The 24,252-nt window shown below is 37.5% G+C and carries 16 protein-coding genes; 10 read left to right on the plus strand and 6 right to left on the minus strand.

Going from position 1 to position 24,252, the window contains the following annotated elements:
• Positions 1 to 11: 11 nt before the first annotated feature.
• The gene (locus B5D55_RS02435; protein ID WP_078932404.1) at positions 12 to 2,114 is read left to right on the plus strand and encodes a type IV secretion system protein; all 2,103 of its coding nucleotides are present in this window, start codon (positions 12 to 14) and stop codon (positions 2,112 to 2,114) included.
• A 51-nt stretch (positions 2,115 to 2,165) separates the two neighbouring features.
• Here B5D55_RS02435 and B5D55_RS02440 read toward each other — a convergent pair whose 3' ends face one another.
• The gene (locus B5D55_RS02440) at positions 2,166 to 2,396 is read right to left on the minus strand and encodes a DUF4177 domain-containing protein (RefSeq protein ID WP_078932405.1); all 231 of its coding nucleotides are present in this window, start codon (positions 2,394 to 2,396) and stop codon (positions 2,166 to 2,168) included.
• A 133-nt stretch (positions 2,397 to 2,529) separates the two neighbouring features.
• Between B5D55_RS02440 and B5D55_RS02445 the strand changes: the two genes are divergently transcribed.
• Positions 2,530 to 2,796 carry a hypothetical protein gene (locus B5D55_RS02445; RefSeq protein WP_078932406.1) on the plus strand — a complete coding sequence of 89 codons (267 nt, stop codon included), beginning with the start codon at positions 2,530 to 2,532 and terminating at the stop codon, positions 2,794 to 2,796.
• Between the two features lie 52 nt (positions 2,797 to 2,848).
• On the opposite strand, the gene B5D55_RS02450 is transcribed toward B5D55_RS02445, so the two are convergent.
• Positions 2,849 to 3,814, minus strand: a complete 966-nt coding sequence (locus tag B5D55_RS02450) for a hypothetical protein (protein WP_078932407.1) — start codon at positions 3,812 to 3,814, stop codon at positions 2,849 to 2,851.
• Positions 3,815 to 4,101: 287 nt separating this feature from the next.
• On the opposite strand from B5D55_RS02450, the gene B5D55_RS02455 reads away from it, so the two are divergent.
• The 6 genes from B5D55_RS02455 to B5D55_RS02480 are packed head-to-tail and all read left to right on the plus strand — an operon-like array spanning position 4,102 to position 19,757.
• The gene (locus B5D55_RS02455; protein ID WP_078932408.1) at positions 4,102 to 4,788 is read left to right on the plus strand and encodes a VirB8 family type IV secretion system protein; all 687 of its coding nucleotides are present in this window, start codon (positions 4,102 to 4,104) and stop codon (positions 4,786 to 4,788) included.
• An 18-nt stretch (positions 4,789 to 4,806) separates the two neighbouring features.
• Positions 4,807 to 5,922, plus strand: a complete 1,116-nt coding sequence (locus tag B5D55_RS02460; protein ID WP_078932409.1) for a TrbG/VirB9 family P-type conjugative transfer protein — start codon at positions 4,807 to 4,809, stop codon at positions 5,920 to 5,922.
• Entirely contained in the window at positions 5,923 to 6,309 is a 387-nt protein-coding gene (locus tag B5D55_RS02465; RefSeq protein ID WP_078932410.1) for a hypothetical protein, read from the plus strand. It begins immediately after the preceding gene.
• Between the two features lie 7 nt (positions 6,310 to 6,316).
• On the plus strand, positions 6,317 to 7,960 hold the full coding sequence (locus tag B5D55_RS02470; RefSeq protein WP_078932411.1) for a TraB/TrbI/VirB10 family type IV secretion system protein: 1,644 nt from the start codon (positions 6,317 to 6,319) through the stop codon (positions 7,958 to 7,960).
• Positions 7,961 to 7,998: 38 nt separating this feature from the next.
• Positions 7,999 to 13,617, plus strand: coding sequence for an Ig-like domain-containing protein (locus B5D55_RS02475; RefSeq protein ID WP_078932412.1), 5,619 nt, complete (start codon positions 7,999 to 8,001; stop codon positions 13,615 to 13,617).
• A 20-nt stretch (positions 13,618 to 13,637) separates the two neighbouring features.
• Positions 13,638 to 19,757, plus strand: a complete 6,120-nt coding sequence (locus B5D55_RS02480) for a hypothetical protein (protein WP_078932413.1) — start codon at positions 13,638 to 13,640, stop codon at positions 19,755 to 19,757.
• A gap of 7 nt (positions 19,758 to 19,764) precedes the next feature.
• Here the strand turns inward: B5D55_RS02480 and B5D55_RS02485 are convergent, their stop codons facing one another.
• The 4 genes from B5D55_RS02485 to B5D55_RS02495 all read right to left on the minus strand — a co-directional run bounded on the left by B5D55_RS02485 (position 19,765) and on the right by B5D55_RS02495 (position 21,932).
• Entirely contained in the window at positions 19,765 to 20,523 is a 759-nt protein-coding gene (locus B5D55_RS02485) for a hypothetical protein (RefSeq protein ID WP_143593150.1), read from the minus strand.
• A 63-nt stretch (positions 20,524 to 20,586) separates the two neighbouring features.
• Complete coding sequence (locus tag B5D55_RS11550; RefSeq protein ID WP_159446134.1) at positions 20,587 to 20,748, minus strand: hypothetical protein; 162 nt, start codon at positions 20,746 to 20,748, stop codon at positions 20,587 to 20,589.
• 3 nt (positions 20,749 to 20,751) lie between these two features.
• On the minus strand, positions 20,752 to 21,456 hold the full coding sequence (locus tag B5D55_RS02490) for a PilZ domain-containing protein (RefSeq protein ID WP_078932415.1): 705 nt from the start codon (positions 21,454 to 21,456) through the stop codon (positions 20,752 to 20,754).
• Positions 21,450 to 21,932, minus strand: coding sequence for a hypothetical protein (locus tag B5D55_RS02495; protein ID WP_143593152.1), 483 nt, complete (start codon positions 21,930 to 21,932; stop codon positions 21,450 to 21,452). The genes B5D55_RS02490 and B5D55_RS02495 overlap by 7 nt, the downstream gene beginning before the upstream one ends.
• 174 nt (positions 21,933 to 22,106) lie before the next feature.
• Between B5D55_RS02495 and B5D55_RS02500 the strand changes: the two genes are divergently transcribed.
• On the plus strand, positions 22,107 to 23,090 hold the full coding sequence (locus B5D55_RS02500; RefSeq protein ID WP_078932417.1) for an ArdC-like ssDNA-binding domain-containing protein: 984 nt from the start codon (positions 22,107 to 22,109) through the stop codon (positions 23,088 to 23,090).
• Positions 23,091 to 23,148: 58 nt separating this feature from the next.
• Complete coding sequence (locus B5D55_RS02505) at positions 23,149 to 24,246, plus strand: hypothetical protein (protein ID WP_078932418.1); 1,098 nt, start codon at positions 23,149 to 23,151, stop codon at positions 24,244 to 24,246.
• Positions 24,247 to 24,252 lie beyond the last annotated feature (6 nt).

Here is a 24,252-nt window from a genome sequence, read left to right on the forward strand (position 1 = left end):
AGAGGGAAAAAATGAAACATAAAAAATTATTTATAATCGCCTCAGCTCTTTTTGTAATAAGTTCTCAGGCTTTTGCAGGACCACTTTCTGGAGTGACTAACGGTCTTGCAAATACTAATTTCACTGTATTTGATACGCCATTGTTAAATGGTATCGAATATTTTATCAGGACTTTTTCTACATTTGCTTATGTTGCCGGTAATTTAGCTGTTGTTTTTGGTTTGACTGGAGTTTTGTGGAATGTATTTCGATTGTGGTTCGGAACTCAACAGGTCAGAAAGGCTTGTATAGACATTGGAATGAAATTCCTGCTTTATACATGTGTTTTATTGGCTTATGGTTCTATAACAAGTTTTGTAATGAACTTTTCTACAAAACTTGGTATGTATGCAGGAAACGGTTATTTTACAACAAAAGTAACCTTACACCAAATGTATCAAAACTTAACAGAAGAAACAAAAGCAGCAAATGAAGCTCTCCAGAGTTTTTATAAGTCCGTTGGAGAAGATGGTAAAAAATTAAGTGAAGAAACTGTAAAACTGCTTGCTAAAAATACAGGTTATTCAACTAAAGAATTGGAAGATAAACTCAAATCTTCTGGAATTGCAGTTGATGATACTATGATAAATAATAAAACATTGGTTTCTAGTGCGTATGCAGTAGAGGGAATTGCTTTAGGTGCAACTATTGGAAGTGTCATTCCCGGTGTCGGTACTGTTGTAGGTGCTTTAGTAGGTGGACTGGTTGGTGGAATAGGCGGATATTTTGCAGGAAGGGCTGTTGGAAGTTCAATCGACGAATCCAATGTTACAAACGAAATTTATAAAAATGCAGAAACGGCTCAGCAAAAAGAAATGCTTGAAAAAATAAAAAACGGAGATTTTCGAGAAGCCTTTGTTTTAATGAAATCGCTGGACGAAGTTATAACTCCTGTTAGAAATAAAGATGGCACAATAAGTTATATTTATGACCCTCTTATAAGTCTTAAAGGTGTAACAGGAGAAAAAATAATACTTGTTTCTCCCGGTTCAATTATTAAAACAGGTGTTCTTTGGGCAAATATCATTAAAGGAATGGAAGCAACGGAATATGATTCTGACGCAGGTACTTTTCTTGAGAAAAAACTGGATGGTGGTTTCAATGCCCTTACTAACTGGATTATGCAGTTAATTTTAGTAATTGGAATAATTGCAGCAATGATTTTTGCAACAATTCAATATACTATGACAATTTTTGAGTATTTTATCGTTACGAGCATGGGAGTTATTTTCATTCCTTGTATTTTGTTTGATGGCACAAAAACTTATGCCTCAAAACTGATAACGCTTTTCCTGTCGTACTTTGTAAAAATTACTGTTTCCATAATGTGTTTGTTCTTTGTTGTAAATATGTTTGCTAAAAATGCAAGCGTAATTATTTCTTCAGGACATCCTTGTTCTCTTGCAAATTTTGCATACCTTTTGTTTACAATTTTAATTGGATTTATACTTACCCAAAATGCTCCACAGGTTGCAATGACAATGCTCAATGGTACTCCTCAACTTTCTATGGGTGAATTTGTACACGCTGCCGGAACGGTTGCTGCCGGTGCTGCCCTTGCTAAAAGAGGTGCTTCAATGGCTGCAAATAAAGCTGCTCCAGTTATTCGTGGGGCAAATGCCGGTATTGCAGAAGGTGCAGCGGCGGCTTCTGGTGCATGGAAAGGTGCAGGAGAAGCAGGTGCAGGATTCGGTACTAAGTTCAAGATGGCGGCTGGTGCTGGCATTAGGCAGACTGTAAGTGCCTGGAACAGCGGCATAAAAGATCATGCTTCAAGGCTTATTACTGGCAAAGAAAGCTCAAGCCACAACGCAAGTAGCTTGCATAATGGTGTTGGAAACATTAAGCAAATTCAAGGTGGCGAAACATTAACACAAGAACAACAGAATAAAGCTGGATTAAACGGGCAGGTTAATAATAATGTAATTTCTGCAATAAACCAAAATCAAGTAAAACAAGCTGTTGAAGCTGAAAAAGCCAAAAATAAAGGTAACAACACGACATCAGAAAATTCTGAAGAACAGGCAAGTAAAGTTTCTATAGATGGAAGCGAACAGAAAAGTGATTTAGGATAAAAATAAAGGCGGCCTAACCGGTCGCCTTTTCTGCCAGTAGAAGTAAAAGAATTAGAAAGGAATTCCAAAATCATCATCGACAGATGTTTTTTGTGTTTTTTGCACAGGTCTCTGTACGGTTTGTGTAGGAGAAGAAGGAAGTTTTCGTTTCATTACAGCAATTCGAGAACCATTTGATGAATCACTCATCCCTGCCATTTCCCAGCCTTGCTGACCTAACTTATTGAGTTCAGAATCCTGTAAAAGATTTGCTGAAATTGTTTTATATTCCCATTTATCCATAGTAGTCTCCTTTATTTATTGGTATTTACAATTAAAATAAAACATACTGAATTTATTGTCAATGGCTAATGTAAATACTGTTTACATTATTGTGTAAGGTTGGCTAATCTGATGGAGAAGTTACAAAAGTTTTATGAAAAGGGCAGAGGAGCTGGGACTTTACAGAAGCCAGAAACTCAGTCTGTTTGACAAAGTTACAGGAATCAAAGAACCTTATATTCCTGTGGAAATTAAAAAGGATAACAGAAAGGAATACTGGGACGGGATTATAGAAGTAAAATCAAAACAGAATGAACGCTACAGAAATGAACATATAGAACAGAACGATGAAAAAAAGGTAGCCAAGATGCCTATTCACAAATCCGTTTCCGATGATGATGGAATGTCAATCAGTGATTAAAAAAAACAGCCGCCCAGAAATGGACGGCTTAATTATTTGCGTTGATTTTTTGTTACTGTTTTACAAGCGTTACCACGCCTTTTTCAAGGGCTGTCTGATTTGTAATCTTGAATGCCGAAGAAATGATTGTCGTATAATCGCCTGATTTACCTGTCAGAGTATATTTGTCACCAGAGATGCTTGCAGTAAATACTGCCGTGCTTGAATATCCGCCGAGTGAGTAGGTGATTGTAAGCTCACCGTCAGAAACAGACCAAGTACCATTTGTGGTGCTTGAGTTGTATTTGTAAGTCCATTTTCCGTCAGAAGAGAAAGTGAATGTAGAGCCGTTTGCCTCGCTGATTGTGTATGTGCCGATAAAATCAGAAGATGTTACTGAAGAAGTATTATTTCCTGTATTTGAGTCATTTTTTATGTATGTGCAATCTTTATGAGCTTCATCCGAAAAATTTACCAAGTATCTTACATTTAGTATCTCATTATTTAACCAAAGATATTCATACTCCTGATTACCAAAAAATAAACTAGGCTCTTTCTGAAAAAAGGCTAAATTTGAAAATTCAATATCGAATTTTTCAAACCATGAAACATATTCTTTTGGATTTTTTGTATAATCCATTCTTACTACATCACCTTCTTCCGAAATTCCAAGTTCATCAATCCATTCTTTTCTACGAGCTTTTATCTCATTAAGAAACTGTTCGTTTACTATGTGTGAGATGGATATATTCCTTGTAAAAGATTCATTATTATTAGTAACACGATGCATAAACTTATAAGTTGCAGTAGCGGAATAGATAACTTCTGTTTCAGAAATTGTAATTGTATCAGTGCTGTCATCAGGGTTGACCCAAGTACCAATCATTGCAGAATGTGTAACAGTTTTTGTTTCTTCTGTTGTTTTGGTATCTTCACTGTCTGGATTTTCATCACTTGGATTGTCGCAAGAAAACATAAGCAAGCAGGAAAGAATTGAAATTAAAAGAATTGAAATTTTGGTGGCAGACTTTTTGTTCATACCAACCTCCTTAAAATATTTGATAGAGATTAAAGTATTCAAAAAGACCTACCTACTTGCATTTTCAGAGCGGTACATGATTGAACATGACATAAGACCGTATCCGACTTACAATTCATACCAAACCGCAGACCTCATCTTCCTATATCACTTTTAACTTTAATTTGATATTAGCATACTTTACATTTTTTGTCTATTGATATATAATCGTTGTAAATAAGTATAAATGCCGATTTATCCCGCTAAACGATTGGCAGTTATCGTTGTATTTAAATTAGGGGATAATTATGGCTAAAACTTTTTTTCCTACAGACGGCACTAATCTGACAGGTTTTTCTAAGGACAGAAAGAAATCTGGAATGGCAGCACTGGACAGTGTTGAAGGACTTTCCCAGAAAAACGCAAGAATGTGGCAGATTATCGCTTTAGTCTCTCTCTCTTCTTTTTTCATTGCTCTCGGTATTCTAATCTATGCTGTGAATCTTCCTAAGACTGTTCCTGTAATTGTTACGGTAGACAGCGAAGGTCACGCTAACTATGCAGGTAAGGTAGACAAGTCTCTTTACGGCAAACAGGCTGTGCCGGAGAACGCAAAATACTACCAGATGAAACGTCTTATTAAAGATATGTTCACGATTGTTGTGGATAAGAACGCTCAGCAGGAATATATCGCCGAGGCAAACTCTATTGTCCAGAAAGGAGCGGTGCAGCAGCTTGATTTGTTCTTCAGAGAAAATAATCCGTTTAAGAATTTTGGCGAGTATGTACAGAGTGTGGAAATTCAGCAGCCTTTAAGACAGACTGACAAAACTTATTTCATAAACTTTGCGGTTACAAGAAAAAGTCCGAATGGCTATGCCATTTTCATAGAAAATTATACCGCACTGGTAAATATTGAATTTTATGAGAGTGTCCCGGAGTCTAATCCTCTTGGAATCTACATCACAAACTTTGACATTAAACTGAAAAAATAAATCTAGGAGAAATAAAAAATGAAGAAAGTACTGTATATTGTCGGAACTGCAATGCTGTTTTTTACAAGTTGTCAATCAGTAGATTTTGATAAGACTACACCTATTGAAGAAGATGTTGCAGATGAATCTGTAAAAAATCTAAAAGACGAGCAGAAGAAAAATGAAGAAGAAATCAGAGAATTTCAGATTCAGGAAGAATTAAAAGAAATCGACATTGAAAAATCCATAGTTTATGTAGAAAAGCCTGTTTACTATCCTGTTGAAGAGTATGAAAAAAGACCTGTTGGAAAAGATGCGACAAAGCAGTCTTTAAATAAAGCGATTCAACTTCCACAAAAATATTCAGGCGGAACAATGTTCTATGATTTTGACGAAAGTTTTGTATATGAAATTTACTGCCAGCCATACCGCATTACTGACCTTTCTTTAGAGCCGGGCGAAATGGTTCTTGAAAATCCGTTTATCTCTGAAAGTCAGGTGTGGGAAATGGGAGCAGGTGTTTCAAGAAAAAACGGTCAGGATGTGCAGCATTTTTACTTGAAGCCTGATATTTCCGGGCTTACCACTTCTATGATTATCATTACAGACAGGCGTGTTTATCACCTGCTTTTGAAGTCTTTCAAAGACTGCTATATGGCAATGGTTGAATTTGAATATCCTAATACAATGCCTTATAACATAAAAACCGATGCAATGGTTGAGCGTATGAACGCTAAAACTACGGCACTTTCCGGCATTGATCCTAAATACCTTTCCTTTGATTATAAGATGTCTTATTCAATTTTCAGAAAACCAGTTTGGCTTCCAACAAGAGTCTATGATGACGGTCGCCGCACATACATTCAGATGAATGAAACGGTACTGCATACTCAAAGTCCTGTCTTATTCAATAATAAAAATGAGCGTATAAATTATCGTGTAGACAAAAATCTTATCATCATTGATGAGCTGATTGAAAAAGTTACGCTTAGACGTGGTAAGGAAAAAGTTACTATCAAGAAAAAGAATTATGTTGAAGAAAAACCAGTAGTTGAAACGGAAGAAGAAAAAAAAGAAGCTGTTGAAGAAACTCAGAAGATGGAACGGAAAGGCTATAACCTTCATGCTCAGTTTCCTGTTAAAAGGGAGGATTAAATGTTTGGAAAGAAAAAAAATAAAGAGGGTTTTAAACTAAATATAAATAAGGAACAGGCAGAAAAAGAATATGAAGAATATTTAAACCAGCCGCCGGAAGTTCTTGAAAACTTAAAGATATGCAAGATTTTTATGGCAATCTTTATTCCAGTTGGTATTTTGGTTAATATTGTTTTTTGGGAACTTCCATTTAATAGTATTGTTATAAATCTCATGTCAGTAGGAAGTTGTCTGCTTGTTGGAACAATTTTATTTTTTACTAATAAAAACTTTCTTACGAACTGGAAACTTCGTTTAGTTCCTTTAATTTGTCTTTGTGTTGGCTGGGTAATCGGAATGTTTTGCATTCAAAGTATTATCCTGATAATTTTGAATGTCGCAGAGTAGGTGATATATGAATGAAGAAGAGAATACAGGCTCAATCTTTGATGCAATAGATGCGGCTCAGGCAAACAGCGATGATGAACTTTCAGAGCTTGCCTCACAAAATACAGGTTTTTCAAATGTCGGGGAAATTGAAGTTGAAGACACTTCAGACGAAAATGCACAAAATGCTCAGCCTGTTTTTACTGATGACTTGAACTCTGAACCTGCACCTGCGGCAGAAGATGTAAAGCCTTTTGAAAGCTCACAGTCAGAATCATCAGAAGGAACAGATGGGCTGTCTGAAAGTTTTTCAACGAAAAAAACAAATGAAGATGAAATAAAACCTTTTGATTCTCAGAAGATGTCTGCAACTGATGCAATGGACACAAATGGTAACAAAAAGCCGCCTGTCTTAAACAAACAGTTCATTCTTTACTGTATTACCGGAGTGTTTGCTTTCCTTATAATCTTTGCACTTTTTATTTTCCCGGAAATAACCAAGAAGAGGGAAAAAAATAAAGCAACTAAGCCTGTCGCCACTGAAAACGCTGTTACAGATTATTCAATGCTTGTTGAACCAAAAGATTCTTTTATTCCTTCTGAAGAAGTAGAAGAAGAACCAAAAACTGAAAAAGAAGTAATAGATAATCTTCCGCCGGTTAATGAAAGATATACCTATAAAGAACCGCCCCAGCCGAATACTTATTACAGTGGCGGAACAGCCTCAACTTATGAAGTTCCTGACACAAGAACAGATGCACTTCAATCAAAATCTATAAACGGTATAAAGGGAATCTCTTCTACGCAAAAAAATTATCTTACCCCGGATAGTGTAAGCACTTCATACAATAATAATATTGCTTCAACACAAACATCGACTGGAAATGCTGCATCTTCTTCTAATCCTTATGCAAAATTCGGAGTGCCGGACCAGACAACTTATACTAATCAGCTTTTAAGTCAGTATGCAAGCAACAATAATTCCTATGCACAGCAGAATGACCAGAGCGGAAAGAACAGTTTTTATAATCAAAACAGAGGTAATGTTTCTGGTCAATGGCTTCCTTTAAATTCTATCTGGCAGGGAACTATTTTTGATGCAACGCTCACAAGCGACATCTGTACTGACCTTCCGGGAGAATGTACTGCGGTTATCACGAAGAATATTTATTCAAGTCAGGACGGCCGCTATCTTCTTATTCCACAGAACTCAAAGCTGCTTGGCTCTTACAATTCTTCCATTTCATATTCTCAAAGCAGGGTACAGGTTGGCTGGCATACTCTTATCAGACCAGACGGCTATATGGTGAATCTTGGTAACTTTAACGCAACGGATAAAAAAGGTGCTTCTGGTCTTAAAGGTAGGATAAATGACCATCCTTGGGCATATCTAAAAGCCATTGCTTTGATGAGTGCGTTAAATATCGTTAATTCAGAATTACAGACAACGGCAGCCGCAAGCACAAATGAATATGTCCAGAATGTCATGGCAAATTCTCAGGAAGTTGCCACAACACTTGGTCAGAAACTTATAGACAGGGCAATGGACGTTCAGCCAACAATAAATATCAAGGCAGGAACAATTATCAATATTGTAGCAAATACAAATCTTGAGCTTCCTGTACTTGAACCTTGGGAAGTAACACAGCCTTATCATAAAGTTAAAAGATAAAAGTTGTAAATCAGTATAAATATAGATGAGAGGTGTATATGAAAAGGTCTACAAAATGTTTTATGGCGATGATTCCTACAGTTTTTCTGTTGATTGTCTCACTTTTAGCTTCATCTTTCCTTCTTGAAAGCTGTTCATGGTTAATAAGTGATAATGAGTCAAAGGAAAAGACTGAGGAAGTAACTGCAATTTCTTTTGCCAGCAGCTCTGTTTCTGTCGCAAAAGGCGAAAACACTTATCTCAAATATTCTATAACTCCTTCTGACGTTCAGAATAAAGTGAGTGTAAACTGGAGCTATGATTCTTCTGTAATCAGCATTGATGCAGACCATAACGGAGTAATCATCACAGGGGTAAAAACAGGTACAACTTACCTCAAAGCAACGGCGAACAACATAACTGCAACTTGCCTTGTGACAGTGGAAGGTTCTAATGATGTTTATGAGGGCGACCCTTACATCTATTCTAATTTTACTGTTGTAGAACTTACTCCCGGAAGCAATACTACAGTTTCTGCTTCTTTATACGGCGGAACTTCTACAGACCTTGAAGATTTTGTCTGGTATATTAAAGACCCGACTATTGCAAGCATAGATTATGCAAGAGGAAGCTGCGTTGTTACTGCAAAGAAAACCGGCAGTACACAGATTACTGTTTCACACCCGAACGCCACTTATGACTATACAATGATTCTTTATGTTTACAGTGATACTCTTACTGCAAGCTACATTACAACCTCTCAGAACATTGTTGTCATAAACAAAGCTGAAATTTCTTCTAAGACTGTAGCTTTCAGCGTGGCAAACCCTGTTACTTCAAATTATGAGAGAGGATTCTCTTATGAAATAATCACTGAAAACGGTGACGACTGCTGTTCTGTAATCGGAAACGGAAGCACGGCAATTCTTACACCTCTTAAAAACGGTCTTTCTATTCTAAGAGTAACACATGAAAACTGCGAGTATACACTTGATGTGCTTGTAAAAGTTGCTACAGCTGTTGAGAACGTTTATATTGTTCCTTCCACTACAACCTTGATTGTAAACGGTTCAGACGATTCATACAGCATTTATGCTGACATAGAGGGGACGGATAAATATGTGAATCCAGATGCCTTTGAATGGATTTTGTTTGATGAAAACGGAAATGAAATTTCTGAAAACGACTGCTCTGATTACATGGAATGCAAGGCGAGCGGAAATCAGTTCAGTGTAACAGGTAAAAAGAACGGTGCGTTCAAAGTAAAAATCAGGCATGAGCTTAGTGAGTATTCCCGAACTGTTCTTATTATTCTTCGCAATCAGGCTGGAAGTGCTATAGATGATTCCATGTACATCACAACAAGTGAGAACTATGTAAAAACACAGGTTGGAGCAGAGACAACAAAAATCACAGTTTCTTTAATGGGCGGTGAGGCAGGTGATGAAAACGACCTTGTCTGGAAAATTGACAACGGTGAAAACAATGACATCTGTAAAATCGTAACTCCTACAGGAAAAGTTTCTGCAAGAGCTGCCGGAAGCATTACAGACGGCTATCTTTATATCACTCCATTAAAAACAGGGACAGCAACTATCTCTGTTTCTCACCCAAAGATTCTTTATTCAACTGATATTGTAGTAAAGGTTTTATCTGAATACGCTCTGCTTGAAGAACCTGTTTACATAAACTCTGACACTTCTTTAATTAAAATGCTCAACGGAGCTACAAAAGAAGTTTCTGTAAACCTTACAGGAAACACTGCAAGCGGAGATGAAAACGGAATTATGTGGGAAAGTGATAATTCTTCTGTAATTTCCGTGTCTCCTTCAACCGGCAGCACTGTTCAGCTTTCTGCAAACGGAAGCGGCCAGAATCAGACTTATGTAAAAGCAAGCCATACAAAGGCATTAAGCGAAAAGAAAATACTTGTTCTTTCAGCAGATACCACAGAAGAACTGGAAGCAATGAAAGGTTTTTATGCCGATACAACTTATTACAGAATAAATGTTGACGGTATTTGTGAAATTGAAATGAACCAGTTCGGACTTGAATCAAGCGATATTCAAAAGATTTCATGGACTTCAAGCGATTCTTCAATCTGTATGGTAAACGCTTCTTCTGTTTCTCACTTAAAGGCAACCGTTACAGGAACAGGAAGTGGAACTGCTACTGTTACTGCAAGTCTTTCGGGTTGTGAGGACTGCGTTTTCAATATCACAGTCTTGCCAGAAGGTGAAGAAGTTGGAGTAGTTACTTCAAAGTATCTTACTACTACCAAAAATGCCGTTGTCATTTCTACAGTAGGAGACACTACAAATCTTTCTGTAACAGGCGTAAATATCAGTGATTCTGATATGGCTTCTTATACTAATTGGCAGGTAGAAGATACTTCTATTGCAACTGTTGTAGGAAACGGAAGCAGTGCTGTCGTTACAGCTGTAAGCGAAGGTAAAACTCGTGTAAATATTTCAAACTCTGTTTCTGAAAATTCAATAAGCATAGAAATTAAGGTAGGAGCTTTGTATGAATGGGCAGATGATTACTATGTCTATATCACGACAGAAGAAGACACTGTAACTATGGTGAAAGGTGATACCAAAACTATAGGTGCTGCCCTTGAAAACTCTACTGCCAAGAACGGATTTAACTGGTCCGTTACAGGAAAGAGCGGAATTATTGAAGCTACAGGAAATCTGGCTGGAACTTGTTACATTGAAGCAATAGAAGCCGGAATGACTGAACTTACAATCAGAAATACTAATGCTGATTTTGAAAAAACTATACTTGTAGTTGTCGCAAATACTGCCGAAGAACTTGCAGATATTATGTATCTTACTACAAGTCAGAATGTCGTTACTATCGGCGAAACTTATAATGAGACTGTAACTGTTTCTATTGCAAATGCAAAATCAAACATCATTGACGGCTATCACTGGAATAGTTCAGATTCTTCTATTATTAAGGTTGTAGAAAGCGGAAGCACGGCCGTATTCTACGGTATTTCTCAGGGAACTGCAAAGATTACAGTTACAAACGACTACTGCGATTATCCGCTTGAAATTATCGCAAACTGCGTTGATCCGATTCTTGCGTCTGCTAATCCATACATAACCTGTCAGAACATTGTAACGCTTACCGTAGGAGATTCTGCTACAACTCTTACAGCCGATTTGGTAGGCGGTACAGAAAGCGACTATGCAAACTTTACATGGCATTGTCAGGAATCAAGCATTGCAACTCTTTATTCAAGCAATGAAACTGCTCAGATTAAAGCAGTCTCTGCCGGTACTACTCAGGTTGTAATCTCTCATCCAAAGGCAGGTGGAGTTGACAGGACTGTTCTTGTTATCTGCGAACCTAAGTCTGAAGAGGACTGCTACATTACAGTTACTGAAAGCATTATAAAGATGTCGCCGTCTGATTCAAGCAAGACAATAACTGCAACTTTAGTGAATGGAACTGCAAGTGACGTCTATAATTTCAAATGGTGGGCAGACAGCTATGATATAATAGACATGAACTACACAAGCGAAAGCTGTGTAATTACTCCTATTGCAACTGGAAATGTTACGATTCACTGTTCACATCCAAAAGCCTCAAATCAAAAAGATATTGTTCTATATATTTCACAGTATTCTGAGTTTGCTTTTGAAACAACTTCCGTAAGCCTTACAAAAGGAACAAAGAGCTTTGTAAATATGGAAGTTCCTGCAACAAGCGTTTCTACCAAAGTTGTTTACAGTGCAAAGCGGACTGACGGAACTTCTGCATCTGATTTAATGAGTGTAAGCGGCACTAACTCTGTCTGTATTTTAGACCCTGTATCAGCAGGTACGTGTATTGTCTATGCTGATTTAGTTGCAACGTCATCAGGAATCAAACAGGCAACTGCACAGCTTTTGGTAAATATTGAAGAATCTGCTGCTGACGTGACTTATATAAATTACTCTGGTGCTACTGTCATTACGCTTGAAAAAGGCGAGACTCAGACTTTGAGTGCAACGCTTGCAGGAACAAAAGCCACTACTGGCGATGAAAAATACTTGAAGTGGAAGTCTTCTGACCCAAGCATTGTTGAAATAACTCCTTCTCCTTCTTCATCTGGATATACTATGAATGACCAGATTAAGATTACTGGAAAGAAAGCAGGGCAGGAAGCTACCGTTACAATCTCATGCGATAAATATGATGGAATAAGCAATGTCATTCTTTATGTAATTGTTCCAGGTGAGAATGTTGCAAACATTCTTTTGGACAGAAGTTCGATGAACCTTATTATGGGAGACAATGCACAGAGCATTACAGCCTCTATTACAAATGCAGCAGACGGTGACTATGAAAACCTTGAATGGAGTGTTCAGCAGGATTCCAATAATCCAGTAGTAAAGTTAAGCGGTTCAGGTAAAAAGATAAGTATTTATCCACAGAATGTGGGAAGTGCCGTTATTACTGCAACCGTTCCTTCTTCTTTAAGAAAAGCAACCTGTACCGTGACGGTTGAACCGCCTAAACAGATTATTCTTAGTATGAACAGCATAAACTGCTATCCGGGTGAAGAATTCAAGATTACCTATACCGTTTCTCCTGAAAGTGAAATGAACAGCATTACTTGGACTACTACAGATTCAAGTTATGTCGGCTGGTCTGACGACAAGAATGGTACTCTTACCTGTTTTGGAAAATACAATGAAGGAACTTGTACAATTACAGGTACAACACAATCTAAAGCTAAGGCAACAATAACAGTTACAAATGAATGGGGTAACACACTCAACCTCTCAAAGTCACTTATTAAGACAATTCCTATTGATAAAGGAGACGGTACTTTTGACGTTGACTTTGAGTTGAAGCCTACCTGTGCTGAGATTCATGTTCAGGGAAAACAATTTTTAACAGGTTCAAAAACACTGAAGCTGAAAGACGGAACATATTCCAGCTATAACAGCGACAATGGTATTTATAAAATCACAAGCGATTACTTTACAAGAATTGATGAGCAGACTGGAACTGCATACGGTACAATCCATTTTATTCCTCTTGCAGAATCAAAAGGAGTAATACAGGTAATTGCATACAATCCTGTAAGCATTGATGGAAATGCACCTCTTGGAAAAATTGCAGAGAAAGATATTGAAGCCGACATTTATTATAATTCTCAAGACTTTACATTAAGCAATTTTTCAACAACAGGAAAATATTCTTCTTTTGATAATGATTCAAAGATACTCACTGTAGGAGATGGTGAAAAAATTGGATTTATTGTCAGATGCACTAATAAGAATGCTTCTTCTGCAATAAGTGGAATTGATTTTGAACAAAGTGCTAACTATTCAAACGAAAAAATCAAAAAATACGGAACTGTTGGTGGCTCTATTACAATAGAAGACCTTTCGATGATTCCAGATCCAGAAAATCTACGTCCACAAATTTCTGGTTCAAATGAAACAGGAAATTTTTTCCAGTTTTCAAAAGACTTCAACAAAACTAACGGATATTACAAGGCGAACAACACTAACGAAGCTGACAATTTGAACAATCAGAATAATACCGTTCGTCTGGAGCATCTTTATATCGGAACGCTTAATATTAAATATACGCCTGTCTATACAAGTTCTGAATTGATATACAAGATTCCAGTTTACCTTGATATAAGAAACTGCTCTTGTACATATTAAAAAAATGGGAGTTATAGAATATGAAAAATATTAAAAGAACATTCAATCTTGTTTCGCTGTTTGTTTTAAGTATACTCTTCTTTTCATGCCACTTTTTTGCAAGCATTACAGAAACAGAAGATGATAAAGTAAACTCGGTTGAGTTTGACAAGAATTCTCTTGAACTTTCTGTTGGTGCAATGGACATTATCAATGTGACCATTTCTTCCACAAAGGGACAAAACAATGAACATGTTACTTGGTCTTATGACGAAAACATCATTTCTGCTGCAACAGATAATTACTCTATTGTAATTACAGGATTAAGTGCAGGAACTACAATCATAAAGGCTTCCTGCGGAGATAAGTCTGCCCAATGTGCGTTGACCATAGTTGCAGAAGGCGAAGTAACTAAGGTTCAGAATCCTTATGTTTATGTTTCATCTGATTATGTAAATATTGCTCCGGGCGACACAGAAAAGGTATATGCCTCGATTTACGGCGGAACTGTAAGCGATAAAAACGGCTTCACATTTACGAGTGATAAGCCGGGAATTGCCTCTGTCTATGTTGAGGGAAACTACTGCTGGATAACTGGAAAAAGCGAGGGGCTGGCAAAAATTACCTGCAAGCATTCCAAATGTTCCTACGGATATTCTTTCCTTGTTGCAGTAACGGCTTCAAGTCTTGATGTTCCTTACATTACTACTTCAAGCAATATCCTTACGATAAATAAGTCAACTGAAAGCTCAAAATCTTTAACAGTAGATTTAAAAAATGCCGCATATACAACTTATAAAGACGACTTTACTTTTTCTGTAGTAGATGACGGCGGAAACATTATGACTGAGCCAAATGTTTCTATTTCAGCAACGGCTAACAATGTAACTGTAACACCTCTTGAAAGCGGCTCTTGCTATGTAAAGGTTAGTCATCCGTCAGCTTCTTATGATTTTAATGTGCTGGTCCGAGTCGTAGAAAACTTGGATGCGGCATATATTGAGCCTTCTTCTACTTATGTAGTGGTAAACGGTTCTGCAAGCGAAACTGTAGAACTTTCCATTGCAGACTTGCCTGACGGAACTGTTGTTGATAATGACAAGTTTGAATGGACTTTTTCTGATAATACGGAAGACTATCTTGATTACTCCATTTATAACGGCAGCGAGAGCGGAAAGGGAAACACGGTCTGGCTTACTGGTAAGAAAAACGGAGCTGTAAAAATTACTGTCTCACATCCACTTTGCTCCAGCACAAGAAGTATCCTTGTTCTGGTAAGAAACATTGTTTCTGAAGCATCTTCATCTAAAGTCTACATTACAACAAGCCAGAACTATGTTGAAACAAAAGTTGGAGATGAAGATACAAAAATAAACATCAGTATAAACAACATCTCTTCGGGCGAAAATGACCTTGAATGGGAAATCTCAAACGATGCCGCAGATGGCTCTTCTGACCCTGTAATCATGTATACAGGCGGAACAGGAACATCTACTTCAAAATCTGTTTCTCGTGCAGCAATCTCAATGACTAGCGGTTATGCAATTATTACGCCGCTAAAAGAAGGTAGGGCAACTATAACAATCTCCCACCCAAAAGCTGCATACTCTACAAAAATCCTTGTGAATGTACTTGCCTCTGGTTCTGTTTCAGTAGAACCTCTTGTACTTTCTGCAACAAATCCTTTCATAGAAATTAAAAATGGTGAAACCGAAAGTATTTCTGTAACTCTTACTGGGACTGCAAAAGAAGCTGGTGATGAGAGTAATATTGTATGGACCTGCTCTGATCCTAACTTTACTATTTTATCTGACGGAGCAACTGCAAACATTACTGCAAATGGAACTGGACTTCATAAAACAACTCTTACGGTAAGCCATGAAAAAGCAAAATATCCGCTTAACATTGTACTTGTAAGCTATGATGAAGTTACAGACCTTGAAAACCTCAGTACCCTTTATGCTTCACAGACTTCGTATACGATGTATACGGAAAATGAACTTAATATTTTTGTAACGCCTGTTTCTTATTCTGATTCCCAGACTTATACAGAAATTGACGAAAACGGAAACGAAATTACATACAGTCAAATGAACACTGTAGATGCTTCTGTTTCTTGGTCTGTTACTAAAGGACTTAACAATGTAATCGGTTTTACCCAGTATGGAAACTCTGCAAATATAACAGGAATCAGTGCAGGAACTGCTGAAATTACAGCCTGTCTTACGGACAATCCTTCTGAAAAAGTTACTTTTTACATAAATGTAAAACAGATTGGAAAAATTGATGATGAAAAGCCTTGTTACCTTACAACCTCTTACAATGTCGTTACAACGACTGTCGGCAATACTGAAAACATCAATGTAACTCCTGTAAACATTGACGGATTAAAATATAAACAGACTGTCTGGAAAAACAATAATCCTGAGCTTTTCTCAGTAACATCAAACGGAGCTGATGCTACAATTACTGCATTGCAGGAAGGTAGCGGAACTATAGAGATTTCTCATCCGCTTTCTAACAATACTCTGACCCTTACGGTTCATGTAGGAAGTGAGTATGTTTATTCTAATACTGATGTATGTTACATCTCATCTGATGACACTGTAACGCTTACTACAAAATCAGAAGATTTTATGTTCTATGCTGTTTTGTGCCATACGGAAAGCTCTCTTACAGAAACAAAAGGCTTTACTTTTTCAAGTTCTGATACAGGCATTTTTAGCGTAAGCTACAGCTCTGATAAAAATTACTGCTACATTAACCCTAAAAAAGCAGGACAGGGAACTCTTACAATTCACCATGCAGATGCTGAATATGACAAGGAAGTTCTTGTAATCATTCAGAAAACTGCGGCGGAACTTGCGGATATTCCATATATCTCAACTTCTCAAAATGTAGCAACCGTTATTCAGGGCGAATACGCAACTTTAACCGTAGCATTGAAGAATGCCGAAAATTATGAAGCTTCAAACTGGACTTGGTCTTCTTCAAACGGAAATATCAGTGATGTTGTCGTAAACTCCGGCACTACCGCAATGATTTCTGGCGTTAATCCGGGTACGACTAAAATCACTGTTTCTCACACAGACTGTCTTTATCCGCTTGAAATAATCGTAATCTGCCTTGATTCTAATTCTGTATCTAGCAATCCATTTATTCATACAAGCTCGAACATCGTAACTCTTACAAAAGGCGGAGCAACAACTGTAACAGCTGATATGACAGGCGGCTCTTCAAGTGATGATACTTCTTTTATCTGGACTATTGCAGATTCTAGCGTTGCATTGATCTCAAACGGTTCTGGCTCTTGCTATATTAAAGGTCTTAAAGCCGGACAGACTTACATTACAGTGCGTAATACAAATTATCCTGATGCTTATTCAAAGACTGTATTTGTAAGGGTAGAAGATACGACTGTTGCAGACTGCTACATTACTGTAACTTCAAAAGTCCTTAAAATAAATCCTTCTGATACAAGCGGTGAAACAATTACGGCAACCCTTGAAAACGGAGCTGTCTTGGACGCACAGGATTTTGTATGGTGGGCTGATGACTATAATATTGTTTCTCTTTCTGCAATAACCGATACTGCAAGGATAGTGCCAACAGGAGTTTCTGGAACTACCTATGTCCATGTAAAGCATCCAAAAGTTGTTACGACTGTAGATATTCTTGTAATGTGTTCAGAATATACGGAATTTGCATTTAAATATCTTTCTAAGGATATTCTTGAAAAAACAATTCTGTTTGTTCCTATGGAAATTCCTGTTACAAGTGAAGAATCTTGGATTGAATATGAATCTTCAAACAATAATGTTGTAGTTGCTACAGGAAGTAATCAGGTCTGTATGATTGCAGGAGTAATGCAGGGTGTGGCAAATGTAACTGCAACGCTTAAAACTGCAAACGGAACTGTAGGAACTTCCCAGATGGCCGTAATCGTAAACAAGGCTGATACAACCATAAACACAATTTCTATGAACTCAACTGTAATAAACATGGAGATTGGTGAAAGCCAGACTCTTGAAGCACTTCTTTCCGGCAACAGTATAAGTACAAACGATTATTACAACCTTGAATGGTCTTTAACAAGCAATGAAAACTCATGTATAAGCCTCTTGCAGAACGAAGCTGGTAAGACAACAGGCAAGAACTCTTACATTACTGCAAAAGCCGGTGGAACAGCAGTCCTCACTCTTTCTCATCCTTTATGCACTTATGACCTGACTGTGTGGGTAATTGTACCTGAAAAAGAAGAGACAGATATAAGCCTTACTCAGACTTACATAGAAATGTATAAGTCTGATGGCTCTACGACAATTACTGCAAAGCTGATAAACGGCTCGACTTCTGACGCAAGCACTGTCACTTGGACTGCTCCAAAGGTAGGCGGCGTAAACATTGTTTCTATCTCAAAGAGCAACGGTCTAACCTGTAACATTATTCCACGTAATGTCGGAAGTACAACTTTGCGTGCGCAGCTTCCGAATGGAAATTATGCAGACTGCATTGTGACGGTTTTGACTGATGCAGAAATTGTACTTGAAACAAAGACTGTACATGTAAATCCGGGATTTACGGAAACTGTAAATTACACAGTAACTCCTGAAAACGCAACAATCAACTGGATACAGATGATGAACGGTTCTTCAAGTTTTGGCAATGTAACTGAATCGTTTGAATTTTCGGTAAATGAATCTTCTAAAACCATTACTATAAAAGGGAAGGAACTTGGAAGCGGCGTAATCTATGGTTATTCAGCAAATGATTCTGGAACTGCAAAAGCACAGCTTAATGTAGTCTGCGAATATAACTATGAACTTGAGTTTGACGGAGAAAGCGGAATCATTAAGATGTATCCAGATGACACGGGGCTTCTTACTACAAGTAATTCGCCTCATAACCTTGCAGAAATTCCTTTCCATGTTTATCCGAAGTCTGGAATGGATTTAAGTATCACGAGTTCTGATTCTGCTATTGAAATAACTTCTTATTCCTTTGATTCTTCAACAGGAACTGGTATTATTTATGTAAAGGCTCTTACTGAAGAGACCAACGGATATATTACGCTTACAGCAACAAATCCTGATGACAAAGTAAACACACCTATTTCAAGAGTAAAATATATAAACTCAAAATATGACTCATATACGATAAATCCTGTGTTTGATTTTAAAGCCGGTTCTTTTTCCAGTTATGTTTCTAATAATGGCAACGGAAATGCAGGAACTTTGTATCTTGGAGATGGCGAAAATTACAGTTTCTATCTTGATGTAAAAGAACCTAACGCTAAACTCCAAAATATCACTGTCAAATTTAATCAAAATACTACTAGTCCTGATACAACAATAGGGGATGAAGAATGTTCTGACAATGATGATAATCCTTATAATGATGGAGCTGGTGTAAGTTTACCACATATTTATATTGTAGGTGATAAAACTACAGGAGAGCTTTCTCCAGAAACTACAGATTCTAATGGCGTTCAGTACTACAGAATCGGACATAATTATGATTACACAGAGATGGGGTATTGGGTAAAAGGAAACGCTTATTTTGGTCATTCGATAGGCAAAGTCCATTGGAAATATCACGACTACTCTTACTGGGAGCCTCATGACGATTATACTGATAATTACTGCGAGATAGACGGTAAAGACACTAAAATCGATCCCTACGGTTCGTATAGTGCGGGCTGCAATGATGATGAGTTCTCGACCTTTATGAAAAGACTATGCACCGTCAGGGACAGCGATTATTATTACTACGATGCAACCGTTTTCCGTCCTATATATGTGAATTCCGCCGATGAAATCAATGATAAACAGGTTTATAGAAATCTCCCATACTGGTGGATTCAGAGAGCGGATTTACCGAGCCACTGTCCTGACATAAGGATAAACACGAGTTGTCATCCAGGGTACTTAGGTCAAACTGTTAGCAAAAATACTTCTATTAGAAATACATCCACAGCCTCTTTAACAATTTCTTATCAGGATGTTAATGGAGTCGTCTCTCAGGACAGCAATAAGGTGACAGTTAATGTTGTCGTTCAAAAAAGAAACTGCCCGAATAACATAAATGGTGTTTGGACTGCAACTACCGATGCAAATGGGAAAACTTGCTGGAAGTATAATAATTCTTCTAATTTACTGTAACTTATAATCAGTAACGAAGTATAGAACTTGCCCATTCATTTGCCTTGTTCCGTACTTCCTGTAGGTATTCCTTAGTAACTTCGTCCGGGTAGATGAACCACCAGTCAGGGGGGACATCTGCCCGGAACTTTTTTATAAAAGGAAGAGTAGGGCGAGCAAGATAGCGAAGCTCGCCGTTTTTATGATGCTTCATGTACACAAAGTTTGCAGCCTCTAGTTTTTCGCAGTTGTGCATTGCACAAAACTTTGACATTGCCCTTCGCTCTTTGAGTGTGTCAAAGAATATGTTTCCGAGAGTGCTTTCCTTTGCAAGTTCGTTTCGTGAGTCAAAGTCGTAATGAGGGTATTTTTTTTCTACAAGCGGATTGAACTTTACAGGCTCTGGAAGCTCCTCGTCTTCCCTGTAAATCCACTGTGAAGGTGAAATGATGTTTCTTAATGCAAAGATTATGCCGTAGGTTGCCCTGAAGTCGCCTCTTGTTACGTTATACAGAAGTTTCTGCTGAGGGGCTGTAAGACCGTATTCCTGTGCTTTCGTTGCAAAACTTCTTTCTTTTACAAGTGTCTTAAAAAAACGGAGTGCGTGTGTTGTAATTTCTGTAGAATCAATCTTGTCTTTTACCTGCTGTAAGATGATTCTTTTTATCTGCGAGAACTGGAGTTCTGAAATTCCGTATTTTTTAAGGATTTCAGCTTCTCCCATGCCTTTCATTATGTCGGTTAAAACCTGTGTGCCGATTCTTTCGGCAATCTCTTCTGTATCCACAAATTTAGAATACCTAGAGTTTAATTTGTTGTCAATAGGTTAGTATAATACTATTTACGACTTTTATTTTATCTTAATCATGTTTGCAAGCTGTGAAAATTTAAGCGTGATGAAATTTATAAATGATTTTAGAGAATTCAGCACTTCCGGCAGGTAAGGCATAATCAGGGCAATCAAAATAAGAATTATTACAATTCTCCAGAAATATCTTGATGAATATAACATGACTTATTTCTCCTGTGTTTTTATGTAATCTGCAAGCCGTCTTTTCCAAGCTAGTGGCGGCTCGTATAATTCTATTGAAAGGATTGCGAACTTAAAATGCGTGTCGTTTTCCGGGCTTTTTAATGCAACAGAACAGATTTTTCCCTGCATGAAGATGTTTTCTAGCGGATTTGAAAGGCAGAGCTTAAAAGCAATTTCATCTCCTATGACAAACTTAAATAACTCTGTCTGCATCGTGGTAATGTTGCAGCCGCCATAAGAGATGTTGTTGAAAAAGCAGGGAAGTGTTTTTCCTTCAAAGATGATGTTCTGCTTTTCGTGGTCTGCAATACCAAACTGTTCAGCCCCTATGATTCCGATTTCATAGCGTTTTTCCTTACGCTTTTCCAGAAATGAAATATTCTTTTCCAGTTCTTTAATTTTACTTTTGATTTTCTTAAAATCCCTGCTGCTGCTTTCTGTAAATTCTATTCGGTAAATGTTTCCTTCCAAGAGTTCAGTTTCACAAGGTATCTTGATGTATTCATCTTTAATTTTTATGTTGCAGGTAACATTGTTTATGAAGCAGCTTTTGTTTAAGCTGCAAATCCAGCAGGTTGAGCCAACTTCCATTGGCTGTAAAAGCCATTTTTCACTTTCTTCAGTGCCGGAAAGAAACACATTCTCAATCCCAATATTTTCAAGGATTTCTTTAGTTGCCTTTAACATAAACTTTTGTCCTTATTAAAAAATGATTTATATCTTGTACACAGAACTTGAAGATTACTTTTTGTAGCAAGGCTTCTCTTGTTCTCAAAGCCGTCCAGTAAACATGATATTTTCTGCCAGAAACCAATCGGATAGAGGTAAATGTCTTTACCGCACATCTTTTCAAGATTGAACATTGCCTGTCGGGCTTCATCAATTTTCCGACCATAAAAAATGCCCAGAACTGCGACAGGTTCTTTGACATTCGGAAGGTAAATGCTGCTGGAATTGGAAGTTAGTATGCTTTCACAAACGAGATAGCTTCTTCTGTGATCTGCCTGTCTTCCCTGCAATGTCCAGCCGTATTGTAAAAGAACCGTTCCCTCAAATTTAAAAAGGCTTCCAAGTTCCTCATCAAAAGCAGAGAAAACAGGCTTTCCGTTTGCGTAGAGGTTAAAATATTCCTTTCCCTTGATTGGCACTCGTACCGTCAGCATTAAGTTATTATATCTTAGGTGTTTGAAAAAGTAAATACGAAGTATTAAATCTATTGACAACTAAAAGTAAACGGTATTATACTCAAAGCATAGAACGTTGTTCTTATAAAAAGGAAAAGGAAGTTTACCCGCCATTCTTCACCGCTCCGAAAAAACAAGTAGGTAGGTATAAAAATGGAAACACCTAACACAAATCCAAATGCTGAAACTCTCAGCAACCAGTCAGATGCAGTAGAAGTTGCTGCAAAATCAGTTCAGAATGACCCTTCTGTTACAAACGCAAAAGTAAATCGCAAGAACTTCATGAATGCCCTTGAAAACGGAAGCCTTGCTTGTCTTCCACAGGCAGACGGCAAAGCCGATGTTTCCGATGTCAAAAATGTTGTAAATGGCACTAAATACCGTGGAATGACAACACTTCTTCTCAAGAACTTCTCAAAGCTAAACGGCTATCCTACAAACGAATACATGACCGTCCAGCAGCTTGATAAAGTAAACATGGAAAAGCAGCTCGGCTGGAATGACAGACTCAGAATCAAAAAAGGCGAACACGGAATCAACATTGATTTTTCTGTTCCAAAACATGACGAAAACGGTAATGAAGTTAAAGACCCAGAAACCGGTAAAACCGTAAACGAAAAAATCACTGCAAAGCTCTTCAATATCGCTCAGGTTGAAAATCCTGAAAAACTCGTTGAATGGGCAAAGGAACAGGCTCAGGCTCGCTATGAGTATGCAAAAGAAAAGGCTGGAGACAAATGGCATGAACCTAACCCGGACAAAGTTCGTGAGGTTGTAAATGCTACAACCTCTGATCCTGCTCAGTATCTTGCAGAATATTTTGATGCTATGGAAAAGGGCAAGGACTTTGCCGCATCTAAAGAAATCGTAGATGGATTCAAGTCTAAGGTCAATGAGTTTGTCTGGGAACACAAGGAAGGTGAAGAACGAAAGCCTCATGTAAATCCTTACCGCCTTAACATGCTTGGCTATGAAGCAGCAAAAAAGCTCAATGAAATGCGTACTACAGTTAAAAACACCAAGATTCGTGAAAATTACGCAAAGAAATCTTATGAAGAAAAACTGAAGAATCATCAGGCAAAAAAGAACAATTACCGTTCAATGTCTGACGATGACGGAATGTCAATGAGCGACTAAAAAACAGAGCCGTCATGAATATTTGTTTGTGGCGGCTCTTTATTTATAAGGACAGTATATGAGATATGAGAATATAACCACATACGCAGTAAACAGGGATTTTGATTCAAACTACAAGGAAATAAACTCTCTTATCCGGGAAAATCTTAAAAATAATACTATGCCTGTTATATCTGATAAAACGTTTCCGCCTGACATGAATGTAATTACAGGTAAAACTCGTATGGATATAAACAAAGAAAAAATCGCACTTAAAGCAGCAAGCATCGGGGCTACAAGTACAATGTGGATTTACGGAGCAGATGCAGCCCAGCTTGGACTTGAGCTTAAAACAAAGAATCCTGTTGAATATCAAAAAGCTGTAAAACAGAATCCTAACTACAACTGCCGTCCTGTCGTAATCCAGAACGCAAGAGAACGCTTTTCTGATAAAGACATGAGCTTTAAGAGCAACACTCTTTCAGAAAGCCTCTGCATTGACTGTCAGTGCGCATATCTTTTAGACCAGTTTACTGAAAAATCAGTAGAAAGGCTTTTTACTGAAAAACTTCTGGAAAATAAAATTCCTTACGCTTCATATATGGCAAAAGAAATTCTTGCAAACAGAAATGAATACAATACAGGCGAAATGCAGGCTGAAAGAACTAAGCATATCAAGCAGAATCTTTTCTTGAATCTGCAAAAATCTTCCCCAGTTTTTCAGGAAATCGTGAACAAACGAAACAGCATTTACAAAAATTATCTTCCCGAGCAGAAAATTATTTTTGACTGCTATTACAAGCACTTTAACGAGCAGGCAAGCGGTGAAAAACTTTATAATTTTTCTTCAGAAGAAAAAAAGAATGTTCTTAATGCCTTTAAAAGTCTTTTGAAGAAAATTGATGAAAACAAAGAAGTTAAAAACATAAACGGAATAATTTCCCGGACGATTTTTGACGCATATTCATTCAGTGAGCGTCTTACGCATTACAACTTCTCTCTTGAACCGATTTACACAAGAGATGAACAGATTCAAAAAGATGCAAACAGAAGAATTCCAGCCGCAATGCAGCAGGAATCTAAAAATAAAGCTAAAACTGTTCAGAACGAGCAGACAAAGCAGAAATTTAAAAGGCCTTCTTTTTCAATGCATGTTGGAGAGGACAGAGGACTTTAACGCCGA

Source organism: Treponema porcinum, assembly GCF_900167145.1.
GTDB lineage: Bacteria > Spirochaetota > Spirochaetia > Treponematales > Treponemataceae > Treponema_D > Treponema_D porcinum.

What these genes read in the sequence shown, in the direction of transcription:
- B5D55_RS02435 (WP_078932404.1), top strand. Translation starts at nt 12, where the DNA reads ATGAAACATAAAAAATTATTTATAATCGCCTCAGCTCTTTTTGTAATA.
- B5D55_RS02440 (WP_078932405.1), bottom strand. Translation starts at nt 2,396, where the DNA reads ATGGATAAATGGGAATATAAAACAATTTCAGCAAATCTTTTACAGGAT.
- B5D55_RS02445 (WP_078932406.1), top strand. Translation starts at nt 2,530, where the DNA reads ATGAAAAGGGCAGAGGAGCTGGGACTTTACAGAAGCCAGAAACTCAGT.
- B5D55_RS02450 (WP_078932407.1), bottom strand. Translation starts at nt 3,814, where the DNA reads ATGAACAAAAAGTCTGCCACCAAAATTTCAATTCTTTTAATTTCAATT.
- B5D55_RS02455 (WP_078932408.1), top strand. Translation starts at nt 4,102, where the DNA reads ATGGCTAAAACTTTTTTTCCTACAGACGGCACTAATCTGACAGGTTTT.
- B5D55_RS02460 (WP_078932409.1), top strand. Translation starts at nt 4,807, where the DNA reads ATGAAGAAAGTACTGTATATTGTCGGAACTGCAATGCTGTTTTTTACA.
- B5D55_RS02465 (WP_078932410.1), top strand. Translation starts at nt 5,923, where the DNA reads ATGTTTGGAAAGAAAAAAAATAAAGAGGGTTTTAAACTAAATATAAAT.
- B5D55_RS02470 (WP_078932411.1), top strand. Translation starts at nt 6,317, where the DNA reads ATGAATGAAGAAGAGAATACAGGCTCAATCTTTGATGCAATAGATGCG.
- B5D55_RS02475 (WP_078932412.1), top strand. Translation starts at nt 7,999, where the DNA reads ATGAAAAGGTCTACAAAATGTTTTATGGCGATGATTCCTACAGTTTTT.
- B5D55_RS02480 (WP_078932413.1), top strand. Translation starts at nt 13,638, where the DNA reads ATGAAAAATATTAAAAGAACATTCAATCTTGTTTCGCTGTTTGTTTTA.
- B5D55_RS11550 (WP_159446134.1), bottom strand. Translation starts at nt 20,748, where the DNA reads ATGTTATATTCATCAAGATATTTCTGGAGAATTGTAATAATTCTTATT.
- B5D55_RS02490 (WP_078932415.1), bottom strand. Translation starts at nt 21,456, where the DNA reads ATGTTAAAGGCAACTAAAGAAATCCTTGAAAATATTGGGATTGAGAAT.
- B5D55_RS02495 (WP_143593152.1), bottom strand. Translation starts at nt 21,932, where the DNA reads ATGCTGACGGTACGAGTGCCAATCAAGGGAAAGGAATATTTTAACCTC.
- B5D55_RS02500 (WP_078932417.1), top strand. Translation starts at nt 22,107, where the DNA reads ATGGAAACACCTAACACAAATCCAAATGCTGAAACTCTCAGCAACCAG.
- B5D55_RS02505 (WP_078932418.1), top strand. Translation starts at nt 23,149, where the DNA reads ATGAGATATGAGAATATAACCACATACGCAGTAAACAGGGATTTTGAT.